Genomic DNA, 15,488 nt, shown 5'->3' on the forward strand with positions numbered 1-15,488 from the left:
TCGCGGCGATCGGTAGTCGAACTGCGAGGTCGAACCGCGAGCGTGTTCACCTGTGAGTATCGCTTCGAGACGCGTCGTCCGACTCGGCCGAGAGCGTCCGGATGGTCTCGTGAATGCCGAGGACAAGTGCCGGCACGACGATCATGAAGAGGTGCTCCTCGATCGGGATCCCGAACAGGTCGTATCCGGTGCGCATCGTGATCTCGAAGACGCCGATCTCCAGCGTGTACCAGTCCCAGAGGTACGCGATCGGATACAGGGCGGCGATCGTCCGGGCCGACTGACGGAGCGCGCCGGCGTAGCGGAGCAGGCCGAACGCGAGCGCGCCGAAGACGATCTCGGTGGCGAGGTACGTGTACGACCCGAGAACGGTGATGTCCGGAAGCGGGGTGCCGGACAGCGGTCGAAACCAGACGGCCACGATCAGGACGGCCAGGAAGACGTAGGCGCCACGGATCAGTAGCATCGTCGCGATCGTCGGGCGGGCCCGTCTGGCCACCAGTGCTATCGGGGCGAACGCGAGCGCCGCGGCCGGCGCCGACGGGGGAAACAGTCCGTCGACTGTCCCCCAGAGAACGCCGACGAGCCCGGCCATCAGCAGAGAGAACGCCAGCGTCCGGGCTCGGGGTCGGCCGAGCAGTACCGAGACGGTCCGTTTGTCGATCGATCTGTCGTACGCGTAGTCCTGTTCGTCGTCGATGATCTTCACCCCGGCGAGTGTCACGAGGAAGACGAGCGCGAATCCGAGTATCGCCGCGGTCATCTCGGTCGTCTGGACGTAGAACCCGCCGAGCAGCGCGAGCGCGATGCCGCTCGGGTACCCCAGCGTCGTGGTGAGCGGATTCGTATCGAGCTGTGGCGCGTGGAGATACCCGATGAACCAGGTCGGAAGGGTGACGAGCGCGGCGCCCGGGCCGACGAATACTCCGAGCGTGAGCGTACAGACGGCGAAGCCGACGCCGGCGGCGAGAAGGGAGAGGCGACAGCCGCGGATCGTCATCGGATGGTCGTCGTCCTCGCCGCGCCGATGGAAGTCGACGTAGCCGTCCTTCACGTGTGCCGTATACACCGCGAAGAAGATCGCGGTCATGTGAATCGCGCCCACCGAGAGCGCGAACTCGCCGGCGACGGCCGCACCGAACCACGAGGCCGCAAGCGGCGGCAACATGAACACCGGGTGGACCTGCGAGAGCAACGCCCGCAGGTCAGCCTGTAGTCCGTGTTCGTGCCGAGCGATGGCCATGCGTCACCAACGCGCTAATCATGATTAATCTTGTTGGCGGTTTCACACGTGTGGCTACTCGACTCACCGAGACGACTTCGGTCCCGGAGACGCGACGGCGACGACTCGCAAACCCCTAAGTCCCGGCGACCCAAGTCGGCGTATGGTCGAGGCACCACAGACCGAGGAGGGGTGGTTCGCGCTGCACGACTTCCGCTCTATCGACTGGGACGCGTGGCGAGACGCCCCCGAGCGAGAGCGGAAACGGGCGATCGAGGAGGGCAAGGCCTTCCTGAAACACCGGGAGCTGGTCGCCGACGCCGACGAGGGCGACTCCGGGCTGTTCTCCGTTCTCGGGCACAAGGCCGACCTGCTGTTCGTCCACTTCCGCCCCACGCTCGACGACCTCTCGTCGATCGAGCGCCGGTTCGAGGACACTGCGCTCGCGAACTTCACCGAGCGGACGACCTCCTACGTCTCCGTCACCGAGGTCTCCGGCTACGTCTCCGACGAGTTCTTCGAGGACCCCGAATCGGTCGATACGGGGCTCAAACGCTACATCGAGGGGAAAATGACGCCGGAGATCCCCGACGACGAGTACGTCTGCTTCTACCCGATGAGCAAGCGCCGCGGCGAGGAGTACAACTGGTACGACCTCTCCTTTGAGGACCGCGCCGACCTCATGGCCGACCACGGCGAGGTCGGCAAGGAGTACGCCGGCAAGATCAAGCAGGTGATCGCCTCCTCCGTCGGCTTCGACAGCCACGAGTGGGGCGTTACCCTGTTCGGCTCGGACCCGACCGACATCAAGGACATCGTCTACGAGATGCGCTTCGACCCCGCCTCCTCGCGATACGGCGAGTTCGGCGAGTTCTACATCGGTCGCCGGTTCCCGCCCGAGGATCTGGGCGCGTACTTCGCGGGCGAGACGGTGCCGACGCCAGCGGGCGACGGCGATACCGGAGATACCGAGGACGGGCACGGACACGCTCACGGCGAGGGCCACGACCATGCCGGTTCCGGCGGCGGATCCGCACACGGCGACCACCCCCACGGCGAGGAGGAGACGAGCGGCGAGGGCGACCACCCGCATTCGGGTGAGGAGGGCGGACACGGCGGCGAGGATGGTGACGACCCCTCCGACGCCGATATCCGCGGCGAGCTCGCGGATCTCAACATCTACGCCGGTAAACCCAGCGGCGAGGACGTGTACGCGACTGTGCTCTACAGCGAGGCCGACGTCGACGAGTTGTTCGACGAGGTCGAGGGGCTCCGCGGCAACTTCGACCACTACGGCACCCACGTGAAGACGGCGGTGTACGAGGGTCGCGTGACCGATCGCGCCGCGGTCGTCTCCATCTGGGACACGGCCTCCGCCGCCGAGACCGCGGCCGGCTTCCTCTCGGAGCTACCGGAGGTCGTCGCCCGCGCCGGCGAGGAGTCCGGATTCGGCACGATGGGGATGTTCTACACCGTCAAGCCGGAACATCAGGAGGACTTCACCGACACCTTCGACGACGTCGGGGAGATACTCGCGGAGATGGACGGCCACGTCGAGACCGACCTGATGATGAACGTCGAAGACGAGAACGACATGTTCATCGCGAGCCAGTGGCACGCCAAGGAGGACGCGATGGCGTTCTTCGGCTCCGACGAGTTCCGCGAGACGGTCCAGTGGGGCCGAGAGGTGCTGGCCGACCGGCCGCGTCACGTCTTCCTGGCGTAAGTCGGGGCATACGCGGAGCGGTATTTATAAGCGGTTTTCCGCGCGGTTAATCGCTTATAAGCGACTTTATAATCGATCAACAGCGCCGACAGCAGCAGTACAGCCACGGAAGAGTTACTCGAGAAAGCCGAGACTACTCGGCTAGACCAGTTAGAAACCGCACCGGCCGAGACTCCCCGCGAGCAGAGAGGGACCGATGGTCCCTCTTGCAGCCGGCGCGTAGCGCCGGCGACGAAGCGAACGAGGAGTCTGGGCGGTGCACGACCGAAGGGAGTTACTGAACGAAGTGAGACAAACGTCGACTGACGCAGTTACTCGGTGATTTCTCTCACTATGTTCGAGAAATGCACCGGCCGAGATTTGAACTCGGGTTGCAACCATGGCAAGGTTGCGTGATACCACTACACTACCGGTGCGTGCTTCGCATCCACTGATTGGATGGAGGGTTACTTAAATCTGTCACATCCGACCGACTCGACTCACCTCCGGCGCTCTGCCGCGATGTCGTCGGCGTATGTACGCACGAGGTCGGCGAACGCGGTCGCCTCCGCGCGCTCCTGCGTCTCGTCCTCGCGCCGGTCACGTATCCGGCGTTTGATCACGTGGAGCGCGTCCGGCTCGCCGCTCGCGATCGCGTCCGCGACCGATCGCGGGTCGTCGACGACCCGAGAGACGAGCCCGGTCCGAAGCGCCTCGTCGGCGTCGAGCACGCGCCCCGACAGTGCGAAGTCGAGCGCGTCTCCCTCGCGCATCACCCGCGGGAGGCGGACGGTTCCGCCCCACGCGCCGAACAGCCCGAACTCGACGCCCGGCTCCGCGAACGTCGCGGCGGGCGTGGCCACCCGGAGGTCCGCCGCGAGCGCAAGCTCGACGCCGCCGCCGCGAGCCGCGCCGTCAATCCCGCAGACCACGACCGTCTCCGCGTCCGCGATCGCCGCGGCCGTCCGCTGGCCCGCGCGGGCGAACAATGCCGGATCGTCGAGGTTGGCGACGACATCGAGGTCGGCGCCGGCACAGAACGCCTCGCCGGCACCGCAGAGGTACGTCACCGGCGCGTCGGTATCGGTGACAGCCGTGCGAAGCGCGGTCAGGTCCTCGGGCCGGAGGGCGTTCCGGTGCGCCGGTCGGTCGATCGTCACCACGCGGACCGCGTCGTCGTCTCGGGTGCGGATCACGTCCGCGTATCCCGTTCGTTTCCAAAGGTCTTTGCCCCTCGATCGACTACCAATACATAATGGACGATGCCGCGCGAGCGCGTGACGCCGCGTGTGAGGCGCTCGCCGACGTCGAGCCCGATCAGCTGCGTGAGGCCCTCGAAGACCGGATCGCGAACGCCGCCGTGACCCCCGGCGTGCTGGTACTAGTCACCGCTCGGGCGGTCGACCCCACGGTCGATCCTGACACGGTGGTCGATCGGGCAGCCGGCGTGCAGCTCATCTACGAAGGGCTCCGGCTTACCCGGTCGGTGGCCCACGAGGAGCCGTGGGTGACCGCGGCCACGCAGGAGTCGGACATCGACGCCGACATGGACGTGCTCACTGCTGACGTGCTCGTCGCGCGTGGATTCGCCCTACTTGCATGCACCGACGCCGCCGCAGCCGCGGTCGAGGTCGTGCGCGCGTTCGGCCGCGACCAGACGCTCCGAGAGCGCGAGGGGACCGACCCCGCCGCGGCGACCGCGCTCGACCGGAACCTGGAGATCGACGCTCTCGAACTCGCCGTCGTCGCCGGCACCACCGCGGTCGGCGGCGACCCGCCCGAAGAGCTGTTGACGTACGCCCGCGATCTGGCGGCCGACTACGACGGCGAGTTTCCGCCGCCGGGCCGCGCGCTCCCCGAGACGACCGCCGACCGGATCGCCGACATCTCCGATCGCGCCGTGAGTGCGACCGATCGGTGAGGTCGCCCGACGGCAGTGGAGTGGTGTGTGTCTCTGTGTCGGGACGCCCCCGAATCGAAACCCATAAAGTCGAATCCGGTCAACGATTGATTGCGCCTGGGTAGCTTAGCGGTAAAGCGCGTCCTTGGTAAGGACGAGACCCCGAGTTCAAATCTCGGCCTAGGCTTCCTTTGCGATACAACGCTTCGAGAGCGACCTATCTCCAAATCCACCATCGGTGAGAATCGTCTCAAGAACGGCCGGTATCGCCAACTCTCGGATTCGGGGCGTCTACGGCGTCTCACCTCGTGTGGCTCACTCGACACCGAGTGCGGCCGCGACGTCGAGGCGGCCGTAGCCCTGTTCGTCCTCGCGCAGGCCCACGTCGGCCGCGGTCTCCCGGAGACGCTCGCGGGCCTCAACGTTCGAGAGGCCGACATCGCTCATTAACAGTGCGCCCGCGCCGGCGACGTGTGGGGCCGCGAAAGAGGTCCCAGACAGTTCGATGTAGCGGTTGAACGGCTCCTCCACGTTCGAGTAGATGTTGATCGGCAGGGCCGTGGACAGCACGTCCGTGCCGGGGGCGGCGAGTTCGACCTCCGGACCGACCGAGGAGAACGCCGCGAGGTCGTCGTTCCGGTCGGTCGCGCCAACGGCGATGACTTCCTCGAAGGCCGCCGGGTAGGAAACCGCCGATTCTCCGTCACTCGCGGGCGGGTCGTTTTCGAGGAGGCCATCGTTTCCGGCCGCCGCCACGAGGAGGACTCCGCGCTCGTAGGCGTCCGCTACCGCGTCCGCGAGCACGTCGACCCGTCCGGTCTCCCCTAAGCTGAGGTTTGCGACATCCCATCCCTGATCAGCCACGAACTCCACGCCCGCCGCGATGCCGGCCGCCGAGCCGCCGCCGAGCACGCCGATAAGGACTTTCACGGCGTGGAGAGTCGCCGCGGGACTGACACCGACGATACCGGTGTCGTTGTCGTTCGCGCCGACCACGCCGGCGACGTGCGTGCCGTGCGAGACGAGGATGTCGTCGTCCTGGCCGGCCGGGAAGTCGAACTCCTCGATGTCGCTGACGCTCGGGACGAACGCGGCCCCTCTCCCCCGGTTCGTCGCGAGGTCGGGGTGCGTGCTGTCGATACCGGTGTCGAGTACCGCGACGTTCGCTCCGCTACCGGTGTAGCCGTGTTCCGCGGCCACGTCGGCCCCCGTCACGGCGACGCCGTACGGGACGCGCTGTCCGTCGACCTGACGGCGGGGTTGCCTCCGCGGCGTAACGATACCGCCGAGAGCGCGGTCCTCCTCGACGTACCGGATCTCGCGTTGGGCCGCCAGCGCGTCGGTCTCCGACTCGGGCATCTGGGCTGTGAGCGCGTCGAAGCCGAACTCGTGGTCCACCGCCGACGCGCGAGACAGCGCGGCGCTCCGGCCGCTCTCCGACGCGTATCCAACGTTGACGGTCACGGTTTCGTCGGCGGTTCGCGTCGCCGCGCCCGTTCCGGTCCCGAGCGTCGCGAGCGATCCGACCGCGGATCCACTCCCGATCGTTCGGAGCACGCCACGACGGGTGTAGGCTGGCTCTGTCATGGGAGAGCGACACCACGAGAGCGCTTTGCTATGCGCAGCCTACGGAAGCGTAACCCCAGGCAACCGCACGCTCGGAGAGCGTGGTCGGCGCCACTCACGGCGAGAGAGCGATGCGCCGCCACCGCATTCTCGCTCCTCGTGCACACCGATCTCGGCCAAACACTATCCCGGCACGGACCGTACCCGCGCTCATGCGCTCCGAAGACGAGGTTCGCGAGCAGTACGAGTTCCTCCGCGAGCAGTTGGACGACGAAGAGATGCACCACCGCGGTGTCGAGGAACTGTTCACCCACTACAAGCGCGCGCTCGGCTGGGTGTTAGAAGAAGAACACATGTAGCGCGCGCTCGTTAGGTTTATCAGTCGGTACCCTCTACAAACAGGTGACGCTTCGTCTGGAGGGCCGAAGCGTCAGCGGGGACCAACGGCAGGCCCGACGCGGCTTTTTTCCGCGTCGGGCGTGCCTCTTTCCGACCTGATGACAACATCGAAGAGCGACAGCGTCGTCGCCGTCGGCGCGTTCGACAAGATCGAGTCGCTCGGAGATCGTCGAAGGGCGCTTCAGGCGTTTGATCGACGCTCTTGACGCCGTCCGTTGGCCGCTCGATCCGCTGCACGTATCAGAGGGCCGGAATGAGTTTGCTGCGGCTCGACGACGACGGGATCCGAGAGATAGTTGATCCGCTGACACAACTGATCCCGTGATATCCACGGATTACGCGGGGTGACAGAAGGATAGGCGTCTCTTATAACGGTATATTTATTTATTCAGGATGGGTATGTACGAACCGTTGCATGTACGACCTCACAGGTTTCCAGCGTGACCTGCTCTACGTGATCGCCGGCTTAGACGAGCCCCACGGACTCGCCATCAAGGAGGAGCTCGAAGACTACTACGAAAAGGAGATCCACCACGGCCGACTCTATCCCAACCTCGACACGCTCGTCGAGAAGGGGCTCGTCGAGAAGGGCCAACGCGACCGGCGTACGAACTACTACACGCTGACCCGTCGCGGTCGACGCGAGATCGACGCGCGGACCGAGTGGGAAGCGCAGTACGTCGACCACTGATCGATCGATCCCGCCGACGGATCGACGGTCCATAGCGATTGGTCCTCGCCTCTACCACTTTTCCGTCTCCGGTTCTCTTCTCCGCTGGAGTCGCGCGCCTTTTTCAACTCTTCCCCTCGTTCGGCCAGCCCGTTTCGTCCGTCTTTTGTCCGCGTCTGGGCGCTCCGCATCGAGAGTTGGACGTTTCTCCAACTCGATCGAGGACGCCTGTACTTTATTCTCTCGGGGTGCCACACGACCGCATGGATCGCGATACCGCCGCGCCCGACGTGACTGACCTCCCGGGCGACCGCGCACGAGAGTGGGTGGAGTACCACCACGAGTCGGCCGCGCCGAGCACGTACGTCTACGAGTTCGTCTGGGACCGCACCGCGCCCGCCGAAGGACCGTTCTGCACCGACGTCGACGGCAACGTCCTCATGGACTTCACGAGCCACGTCGCCGCCGCGCCGCTGGGGTACAACAACCCGAAGATTATGGAGCCGCTCGCGGAGTTCGACCTCGTCGACCCGCTGAAGATCGCGGGCCAGGACTTCTACGTCGCCGGCGGCGAGTCGCCCGGCGACGGGCTTCCGGGTTCGTCCGGGTTGATGGAACGGCTCACTGAGATCACCGCCCACTACGACATGGACACCGTCTTCCTCTCGAACTCGGGGGCAGAGGCGGTCGAGAACGCGATCAAGATCGCGTACGACGACTCCGGCGGCGCCAAACACGCGATCACGTTCGACGGCGCGTTCCACGGGCGGACGCTCGGCGCGCTCTCGCTCAACCGCTCGAAATCCGTGTATCGCCGCGATTTCCCGGAGATCAGCGGGATTCACGACGCACCCTTCTGCGACGACCGGAACTGCACCGCCGAGACCTGCTCGTGCGGCTTCTTCGTCGACGGCGCGTCGCAACTCCGACGCAAGCTCGACCCCGAGCGCGGTCACATCGACCCCGACGACGTAGCGTACCTCATCTTAGAGCCGATCCAAGGGGAAGGGGGATACCGGTTCCCCTCCGACGCGTTCACCGACGAGATCGCCGCCTTGGTCGACGAACACGACATCACGCTGATCGCCGACGAGATCCAGTCGGGCGTCGGTCGCACCGGCGAGATGTGGGGCTCGGACCACTACGCGCTCGAACCCGACGTGATCACCAGCGCGAAGGGACTCCGTGTCGGCGCCACGATCTCCCGCTCGGACGTGTTTCCCGAGGAAAAGAGCCGGCTCTCCTCGACGTGGGGGGCGGGCGACATCATCGCTTCCGCGCAGGGCGCGCTCACGCTCGACGCGATCCGTGAGCACGACCTGATGGACAACGCCACGGTTCGAGGGCGACAGTTCAAAGAGACGATGCGCGACGCCGACCTCCCGGGCGTCGACGACGTGCGCGGGAAGGGGCTGCTGCTCGCGGTCGAGTTCGACTCGAAGGAGCGCCGCGACGCGGTCCAGAAAGGCGCGTTCTCCCGGGGCCTGCTCACGCTGGCGTGCGGCCACGACGTACTCCGCGTCCTCCCGCCGCTCGACGTCACCGAACGCGAGATCGAGCTCGGCTGCGACCTCCTCACGAGCGCGATCGCCGACGCGGCGTAGTGGAACAGTCGCGCGCGCGACGACCTAGCGGTCCGTGTACCACTCAGCGAACTTACCGGTCCGCGTACCACTCAGCGAACTTCTCTAACGCGCGACCGCGGTGCGACACGGCGTTTTTCCGGTCGGTGTCCATCTCGGCAAACGTCTCGCCGTCGTGTTCGAAGATCGGGTCGTAGCCGAACCCGCCCTCCCCGCGCGGCGCGACGATCCGGCCGGGGACGTACCCCTCGAACAGTTTGACCGGGAGTGTCTCGACATCGCCGCGCTCGACTCCACCGTCTTCACCGTCCCGTCCACCCTCACCGTCCGGCCCCGCCGCCGCGGCCGCGTCGCGGTCCCCGCGGTCGACCGGGTCCGGACTCGCGGCGAACCCGTCGCCGTCGCAGTAGCCGAGCACGCACCGGAACGCGGCGCGGCGGTCGGCGAGGTCGGCGGCGATGTCGTGAACGCGCTCGATCCCCAGCGTCTCCTCGACGTACGAGGAGTAGGGACCGGGGAACCCGTCGAGCCCCTCGACGAACATTCCCGCGTCGTCGACGAGAACCGGCTCGCCGGCGTGACGGTACGCCTCGCGAGCGCCCTGCGCGGCGATCGGTCCGAGTTCCGCCGCCTGAATCTCCGGATAATCGAAGTCGAGACGCTCCACCGAGCCGTCCGGGAGGTAGCGCTCCGCCTCGCGCACCTTCCCGGGGTTCGTCGTCACGTATCTGAGCACGGATCCAGATGCGGGTGGGCGGAACGAATAGCCGTCGGTCGCGGGCGACACACCGCTCTCGGAAGCCCGCCTTGAACGAACACCCTCTTAAGAGCCGACCGTCAGGAACGGACGGACATGCTGATCGCCGGAACCGTCATCGCCGACCCCGAGACCGTGATCCCCGACGGCGCCGTCGTCGTCGAGGGCGAGACGATCGCCGCGGTCGGCGACGCCGAGATCCTCCGCGAGGCGTACCCCGACCACGAGCGACGCGATATCGACATCGTCGCCCCCGGGCTGGTCGGCGGCCACGTGCACTCGGTGCAGTCGCTCGGCCGCGGGATCGCCGACGACGCCGCCCTCCTCGACTGGCTGTTCGACGCCGTGCTCCCGATGGAGGCCGCGATGGACGCCGGCGCGACCCGGGCCGCCGCCGAACTCGGATACCTCGAATGCCTCGAATCGGGAACGACGACGGTCGTCGACCACCTCTCCGTCAACCACGCAGAGGAGGCGTTCGAGGCCGCGATCGAGACGGGGATCCGCGCACGACTCGGAAAGGTGCTGATGGACCGCGACTCGCCCGAGGGGCTGCTGGAGGACACCGACGCCGCGCTCGCCGAGAGCGAGGCGCTGATCGAGGAGTATCACGGCGCCGCCGACGGCCGGGTGCGGTACGCGGTGACACCCCGGTTTGCCGTCACCTGCTCGGAGGCGTGTTTGCGGGGCTGTCGCGACCTCGTCGACCGCCACGACGGGGTGACGATCCACACCCACGCCAGCGAGAACGAGGACGAGATCGAAACGGTGGAGGCCGACACCGGGAAGCGGAACGTCCTCTGGCTCGACGAGGTCGGGCTGACGGGGCCGGACGTGACGCTCGCGCACTGCGTCCACACCGACGAGCGCGAGCGCGAGGTGCTCGCCGAGACCGACACGGTCGTCACCCACTGCCCCTCGTCGAACATGAAGCTCGCGTCCGGGATCGCTCCGGTTCAGGACTACCTCGACCGCGGAATCACCGTCGCGCTCGGCAACGACGGACCGCCCTGCAACAACACGCTCGACCCGTTCACCGAGATGCGGCAGGCGAGCCTCCTGGGGAAGGTCGACGCCCGCGACCCGACTCGACTCCCGGCCTCGACGGTGTTGGAGATGGCGACGACGAACGGGGCGCACGCCGCCGGCTTCGACCGTCTCGGCACCCTTCGGGAGGGTCAGCGCGCCGACGTGATCGGGATCACCACCGACCGCACCCGCGCCACCCCGCTTCACGACCCGCTCTCGCATCTGGTGTACGCCGCCCACGGCGACGATGTGGTGTTCACCATGGTCGACGGCCGGATCCGGTACGACGACGGCGAGCACGTCGGGATCGACGCCGACGCGGTCCGCGAGCGCGCCACGCGCCACGCGAAGCGGGTCGTCGAGGAAGCGGGTATCGACACGGCCGAGTCGTAATCGTCGACGGAGCAATCGCCCGCCCACTTATAAAGAACCGAGAAGAACCCCCGCAAAACGGGCTTGATTCACACTAATTCGGATAGAGGATCTTCCTTATATACCCGTGCAGAGCGCGTTCGGTGAATCACCATGACGGACCGATCGCGGACGACAGACGACGACCGCTCACAGGACACTTCCACCGACGGCTTCCGGCGACGGGAGTTCGTGGCGCTCGGCGCGGGCGTGAGCGCGACGATGCTCGCGGGCTGCGCCGGAGACGGGGGGGCCACCTCGTCCGACGGGTCCGACGGGTCGGACGGATCGGAGACGCTTACCGGCAACTTCAGACTGCTCATTAGCGACGCGCCGGCCGACATCGGCGACTTCGACCAACTGAACGTCACTCTCGACGAGGCTCGGATCTTCGAGGCGAATGAGGGAGGAGACGACGACGAAGAGGCGGACGACGACGAAGAGGCGGACGACGAGGAGGAGACCGATGAAGAGGAGGAAGACGACGCGGATGCGGACGACGAAGACGACGAGAGCAATCAGACCGGCAACGAGACCGAAGAGGATGACCCCACGAACGGAACCGCGGACGAAGAAGACGATGCGGACGTGGAGGACGAGGACGACGCTGGCGACGACGACGAGGAAGCGGACGACGACGACGAGGAAGCGGACGACGACGACGAGTCCGACCGCGGCTTCACCGTCGTCGAACTCGACGGTGCGACGGTCGATCTCACACAGGTGATCGAGGACGACGCGATCGCCGTGTTCGACGGCGAGATCTCGGCGGGAAGCTACGAGAAGATCGAGCTCTCCGTCACCGACATCGAGGGGATCGTCGACGGCGAGGAGGTCGACGTGAAGCTCCCGAGCGAGAAGCTCCAGATCACGAACGACTTCGAGGTCACGCCCGACGAGCCCGTCAGCTTCGTCTTCGACATCAACGTCGTCAAGCGTGGTCCGAACAACGGCTACATCCTCCAGCCCGTGATCTCCGGGAGCGGGGTTGCCGGTCGAGATATCGATGTGAACGAAATCGACGAGGACGGTGACGACGGAGATGATGAAGATGGCGACGAGGGCGACGACGACAACGAAGACGACGACGACAGCGAAGACGACGACGACAGCGACGACAGCGACGACGACAGCGACGACAGCGACGACGACAGCGGCGAGAGCGACGGATCGACCACCGGCGGAAGCGAGACCGACGACGGGTCGAGCGGCACCGAAAACGAAACGGCCACTGGGAACGTAAGCGAGAGCTGATCGAGACTGACAGCGGGAGCGTGAGCGGGGGCCGAACGCGGCACAGCACACCGATCATGCGGTCGATTTTTGACGAGGCGGACCCGACAGAGCGTATGACCATCGATCCGGCGGAGATCGCAGACCTCATCGAGGACGGAATTCCGGATGCCGTCGCCCGGGTGACGACCCCGCGCGTCCACGACGACGAGGACGAGGACGCCCACTTCGCGGCGTGGGTCGTCTCGCCCGCCTTCGAGGGGGAGTCGCTCGTCGACCAGCACCAGCGCGTGTACGACGCCGTCGGCGACCACATGACTCGGTCGGTCCACGCCTTAGAGATCAAGACGTACACCCCCGAAGACTACGCGGAACACGGCGACGGGGCCCTCAACGACGACCTCCGGGAAGCAGGGTTGTTCCCGATCGAGGGAGAGTGAGGCCGGACCGGTGAACCACGTCGTCGGACTCGCGCTGATCGGCGCGGTCGCGTAGGGGTTCTGGGCGGTGTTGGCGGACGTGGCGACGCGCTCGATGGCGCCGGAGGCGGCGATGATCGTCTCCTACACGGTCGGGATCGGCGTCGCCGGACTGTACGTTCTCCACCGGGGGACGACGGTCCTCGGGAACGACCCGACCGCGATCGGGATCGCGGCGCTCGCGGGCGTCGCCTCCGGGATCGGCGCAGTCGCGTACTACGGGGCGCTGCAGGCCGGCGCGGCGGGGATCGCGACGACGATCACGGCGATGTACTTCGTCGTGGCCGCGGCGCTCGGCGTCGTCGTGCTCGGCGACTCGCTCGCCGCCACCGACATCGCCGGTATCGGTGCCGCGGTCGTCGCGGTCGTGCTGATCGCGTACTGAGCGATCGGCGGAGCCGACGGCGCTCGCACCCGTTCGGATCTCCCTCCCGGCCCGCTTCCAGTAGCTTTTACCCGGTCTCGCGGGAACGCGCACGTATGAGTGAGGACTACCGCACGGAGGAGGACAGCCTCGGAGAGATGCAGGTACCGGCGGACGCCTACTGGGGCGCACAGACCCAGCGCGCCGTCGAGAACTTCCCCATCTCTGGGATCCCGATGAGCCGCCGGTTCATCCGCGCGCTCGGCGTCGTCAAGAAGGCCGCCGCGCAGGCCAACCGCGATCTGGGCCTCATCGATGACGACACCGCCGACGCGATCGTCGCTGCCGCCGACGAAGTCATCGCCGGCGACCACGACGACCAGTTCCCGGTCGACGTGTTCCAGACAGGCTCCGGCACCTCTTCGAACATGAACGCAAACGAGGTCATCGCCAACCGCGCCGCCGAGATCGCGGGCGCGGAGATCGGCGACCGCGTCGTCCACCCGAACGACCACGTCAACTACGGCCAGTCGAGCAACGACGTGATCCCGACCGCGATGCACGTCGCGGCGCTCGAAGCCGTCGAGAAGGACCTGGTCCCTGCCCTTGAGACCCTTCACACCGAACTCGAAGCCAAGGAGACCGAGTTCGACGGCGTCGTCAAAACCGGTCGCACCCACCTCCAGGACGCCACCCCGATCCGACTCGGCCAGGAATTCAGCGGCTACCGCACCCAGACCGCCAAGGGGATCGAGCGCGCCGAAACCGTCCAGTCGAACCTCCGCGAACTCGCCTTGGGCGGCACCGCCGTCGGCACCGGGCTCAACACGCACCCCGACTTCCCCGAGCTCGCCGCCGAGTACATCTCCGACGAGACAGGCACCGAGTTCCGCGAGGCCGACAACCACTTCGAGGCGCAAGCCGCCCACGACGCCATGGCCGAAGCGCACGGCGCGCTCCGCACCATCGCGGGCAGCCTCAACAAGATGGCCAACGACCTGCGTCTGCTCGCCTCGGGCCCGCGAAACGGCCTCGGCGAGATCGAACAGCCCGAGAACCAGCCCGGCTCCTCGATCATGCCCGGCAAAATCAACCCGGTCGTCGCCGAGTCGGTCAATCAGGTCCACAAGCAGGTCGTCGGCAACGACGCCGCGATCTCCGCCGGCGCCGCGCGCGGCGAGATCGACTTGAACCTCTACAAGCCCGTCATCGCGCACAACTTCCTCGAGTCCGCCGAGCTGCTCTCGAACGCCGCGGCGACGTTCGGCGAGCGCTTCGTCGCGAAACTCGAAGCCAACGAGGAGCACTGCGAGACGCGCGTCGAGCAGTCGATGGCGCTGGCGACCGCACTCAACCCCGCGATCGGCTACGACAAGGCCTCGAAGGTCGCGAAGACGGCTCTCAAAGAGGGCAAGAGCGTCCGCGAGGCCGCGGTCGACGCCGGCTACCTCACCGAGGAGGAGGCCGACGAGGTGCTCGACCCCGAAGCGATGACGCACCGAGTCATCCTCGGCGACGACGACTGAGGACGCCGAGAGGGAGACGGCAAGAGGGGACCAGCGACCGAGGTCGGCAGAACACTTTTTGTGAACGCGAGTGAGTGCCACACATGGCTGAGAGTGACTTGCAAGACGATCAGGAACCGCTGAAGAGAGAGTACGACGAGAACCCCGAGGCGGCCCAGATAACGCTGTCAGCGACCGGAGAAGAGCAAGACGACGCTCGGTCGTGTAGCGTGGACATCGGTCGGGCGATCTACGAGGCGGAGTTACACGAGGGCGCCGGCGGCCCCGGCGGGGGCGCCTGCTCGGGCGACCTCCTGCTGGGCGCGCTGGCCGCTTGCTCCCAGTTGACCGCACAGGCCGTCGCCGAGAGCTTCGGCGTCGACGCCGACATCAGCGTCGACGCCAGCGGCGACCTCGATCTCCGCGGGACGATGGGCGTCGACGACGAGGCTCCGGTCGGGTTCGAGGACCTCCGTCTCGACGTCACCGTCGACGGCGACATCGACGAGGACACCCGCTCGGCGCTTCGGAAGTACACCGAGAAGTACTGCGTCGTCTACCAGACGCTGGCGGATCCCCCGGACGTCGAGACGAACTGGACGTTCGACTGAGGGAACACGCCCCGCACTCGGCGGCGTCCGTCGAGCGACGCCAGCCAGCCGTGC

15 protein-coding genes and 2 tRNA genes are annotated in these 15,488 nt (G+C 66.9%); 12 read left to right on the top strand and 5 right to left on the bottom strand.

Going from position 1 to position 15,488, the window contains the following annotated elements; translation table 11 throughout:
- Positions 1–46 precede the first annotated feature (46 nt).
- The gene (locus tag HLAC_RS10880) at positions 47–1,243 is read right to left on the bottom strand and encodes a UbiA family prenyltransferase (RefSeq protein ID WP_015910891.1); all 1,197 of its coding nucleotides are present in this window, start codon (positions 1,241–1,243) and stop codon (positions 47–49) included.
- A gap of 142 nt (positions 1,244–1,385) precedes the next feature.
- Here HLAC_RS10880 and HLAC_RS10885 point away from each other — a divergent pair, with 142 nt between their 5' ends.
- Positions 1,386–2,948, top strand: coding sequence for a heme-binding protein (locus HLAC_RS10885; protein WP_015910892.1), 1,563 nt, complete (start codon positions 1,386–1,388; stop codon positions 2,946–2,948).
- Positions 2,949–3,293: 345 nt separating this feature from the next.
- On the opposite strand, the gene HLAC_RS10890 is transcribed toward HLAC_RS10885, so the two are convergent.
- Both HLAC_RS10890 and HLAC_RS10895 read right to left on the bottom strand, forming a co-directional pair.
- A tRNA-Gly gene (locus tag HLAC_RS10890) sits at positions 3,294–3,364 on the bottom strand.
- A 63-nt stretch (positions 3,365–3,427) separates the two neighbouring features.
- Positions 3,428–4,123 carry an enoyl-CoA hydratase/isomerase family protein gene (locus HLAC_RS10895; RefSeq protein ID WP_015910893.1) on the bottom strand — a complete coding sequence of 232 codons (696 nt, stop codon included), beginning with the start codon at positions 4,121–4,123 and terminating at the stop codon, positions 3,428–3,430.
- 59 nt (positions 4,124–4,182) lie between these two features.
- Between HLAC_RS10895 and HLAC_RS10900 the strand changes: the two genes are divergently transcribed.
- Positions 4,183–4,848 carry a DUF7114 family protein gene (locus HLAC_RS10900; protein WP_015910894.1) on the top strand — a complete coding sequence of 222 codons (666 nt, stop codon included), beginning with the start codon at positions 4,183–4,185 and terminating at the stop codon, positions 4,846–4,848.
- Positions 4,849–4,942: 94 nt separating this feature from the next.
- Positions 4,943–5,014: transfer RNA gene (locus tag HLAC_RS10905), tRNA-Thr, on the top strand.
- 128 nt (positions 5,015–5,142) lie between these two features.
- Here HLAC_RS10905 and HLAC_RS10910 read toward each other — a convergent pair.
- On the bottom strand, positions 5,143–6,414 hold the full coding sequence (locus HLAC_RS10910; protein WP_015910895.1) for a S8 family peptidase: 1,272 nt from the start codon (positions 6,412–6,414) through the stop codon (positions 5,143–5,145).
- Between the two features lie 191 nt (positions 6,415–6,605).
- Here HLAC_RS10910 and HLAC_RS19320 point away from each other — a divergent pair, with 191 nt between their 5' ends.
- The 3 genes from HLAC_RS19320 (at position 6,606) to HLAC_RS10920 (ending at position 9,066) form a co-directional block, all read left to right on the top strand.
- Positions 6,606–6,752, top strand: coding sequence for a hypothetical protein (locus HLAC_RS19320; RefSeq protein WP_015910896.1), 147 nt, complete (start codon positions 6,606–6,608; stop codon positions 6,750–6,752).
- Positions 6,753–7,207: 455 nt separating this feature from the next.
- A complete protein-coding gene (locus HLAC_RS10915) occupies positions 7,208–7,483 on the top strand; it encodes a PadR family transcriptional regulator (protein ID WP_004046948.1) in 276 nt (91 codons plus the stop codon).
- Between the two features lie 242 nt (positions 7,484–7,725).
- On the top strand, positions 7,726–9,066 hold the full coding sequence (locus tag HLAC_RS10920) for an aminotransferase class III-fold pyridoxal phosphate-dependent enzyme (protein ID WP_015910897.1): 1,341 nt from the start codon (positions 7,726–7,728) through the stop codon (positions 9,064–9,066).
- 52 nt (positions 9,067–9,118) lie between these two features.
- On the opposite strand, the gene HLAC_RS10925 is transcribed toward HLAC_RS10920, so the two are convergent.
- On the bottom strand, positions 9,119–9,781 hold the full coding sequence (locus HLAC_RS10925) for a non-canonical purine NTP pyrophosphatase (RefSeq protein WP_015910898.1): 663 nt from the start codon (positions 9,779–9,781) through the stop codon (positions 9,119–9,121).
- A gap of 117 nt (positions 9,782–9,898) precedes the next feature.
- Here HLAC_RS10925 and HLAC_RS10930 point away from each other — a divergent pair, with 117 nt between their 5' ends.
- From HLAC_RS10930 to HLAC_RS10955, 6 genes are all read left to right on the top strand, one after another.
- On the top strand, positions 9,899–11,224 hold the full coding sequence (locus HLAC_RS10930; protein WP_015910899.1) for a 5'-deoxyadenosine deaminase: 1,326 nt from the start codon (positions 9,899–9,901) through the stop codon (positions 11,222–11,224).
- A 132-nt stretch (positions 11,225–11,356) separates the two neighbouring features.
- Positions 11,357–12,496 (top strand): DUF4382 domain-containing protein, encoded by a 1,140-nt coding sequence (locus HLAC_RS10935; RefSeq protein ID WP_015910900.1) that lies wholly within the window; start codon positions 11,357–11,359, stop codon positions 12,494–12,496.
- Between the two features lie 95 nt (positions 12,497–12,591).
- Positions 12,592–12,915, top strand: a complete 324-nt coding sequence (locus HLAC_RS10940; RefSeq protein ID WP_015910901.1) for a BolA family protein — start codon at positions 12,592–12,594, stop codon at positions 12,913–12,915.
- A 79-nt stretch (positions 12,916–12,994) separates the two neighbouring features.
- Entirely contained in the window at positions 12,995–13,339 is a 345-nt protein-coding gene (locus tag HLAC_RS10945; protein WP_237583040.1) for an EamA family transporter, read from the top strand.
- A 95-nt stretch (positions 13,340–13,434) separates the two neighbouring features.
- Positions 13,435–14,844, top strand: a complete 1,410-nt coding sequence (locus HLAC_RS10950) for a class II fumarate hydratase (protein WP_015910903.1) — start codon at positions 13,435–13,437, stop codon at positions 14,842–14,844.
- An 83-nt stretch (positions 14,845–14,927) separates the two neighbouring features.
- Positions 14,928–15,434, top strand: a complete 507-nt coding sequence (locus HLAC_RS10955) for an OsmC family protein (RefSeq protein ID WP_015910904.1) — start codon at positions 14,928–14,930, stop codon at positions 15,432–15,434.
- The last annotated feature ends 54 nt before the right edge of the window (positions 15,435–15,488 follow it).

Source organism: Halorubrum lacusprofundi ATCC 49239 (assembly GCF_000022205.1).
GTDB classification, from domain to species: Archaea; Halobacteriota; Halobacteria; order Halobacteriales; family Haloferacaceae; genus Halorubrum; species Halorubrum lacusprofundi.

Bases quoted from the DNA above. Each gene is read 5' to 3' on its own strand.
- HLAC_RS10880 (WP_015910891.1), bottom strand. From the start codon at position 1,243: ATGGCCATCGCTCGGCACGAACACGGACTACAGGCTGACCTGCGGGCG.
- HLAC_RS10885 (WP_015910892.1), top strand. From the start codon at position 1,386: ATGGTCGAGGCACCACAGACCGAGGAGGGGTGGTTCGCGCTGCACGAC.
- HLAC_RS10900 (WP_015910894.1), top strand. From the start codon at position 4,183: ATGGACGATGCCGCGCGAGCGCGTGACGCCGCGTGTGAGGCGCTCGCC.
- HLAC_RS10910 (WP_015910895.1), bottom strand. From the start codon at position 6,414: ATGACAGAGCCAGCCTACACCCGTCGTGGCGTGCTCCGAACGATCGGG.
- HLAC_RS19320 (WP_015910896.1), top strand. From the start codon at position 6,606: ATGCGCTCCGAAGACGAGGTTCGCGAGCAGTACGAGTTCCTCCGCGAG.
- HLAC_RS10915 (WP_004046948.1), top strand. From the start codon at position 7,208: ATGTACGACCTCACAGGTTTCCAGCGTGACCTGCTCTACGTGATCGCC.
- HLAC_RS10920 (WP_015910897.1), top strand. From the start codon at position 7,726: ATGGATCGCGATACCGCCGCGCCCGACGTGACTGACCTCCCGGGCGAC.
- HLAC_RS10930 (WP_015910899.1), top strand. From the start codon at position 9,899: ATGCTGATCGCCGGAACCGTCATCGCCGACCCCGAGACCGTGATCCCC.
- HLAC_RS10935 (WP_015910900.1), top strand. From the start codon at position 11,357: ATGACGGACCGATCGCGGACGACAGACGACGACCGCTCACAGGACACT.
- HLAC_RS10940 (WP_015910901.1), top strand. From the start codon at position 12,592: ATGACCATCGATCCGGCGGAGATCGCAGACCTCATCGAGGACGGAATT.
- HLAC_RS10950 (WP_015910903.1), top strand. From the start codon at position 13,435: ATGAGTGAGGACTACCGCACGGAGGAGGACAGCCTCGGAGAGATGCAG.
- HLAC_RS10955 (WP_015910904.1), top strand. From the start codon at position 14,928: ATGGCTGAGAGTGACTTGCAAGACGATCAGGAACCGCTGAAGAGAGAG.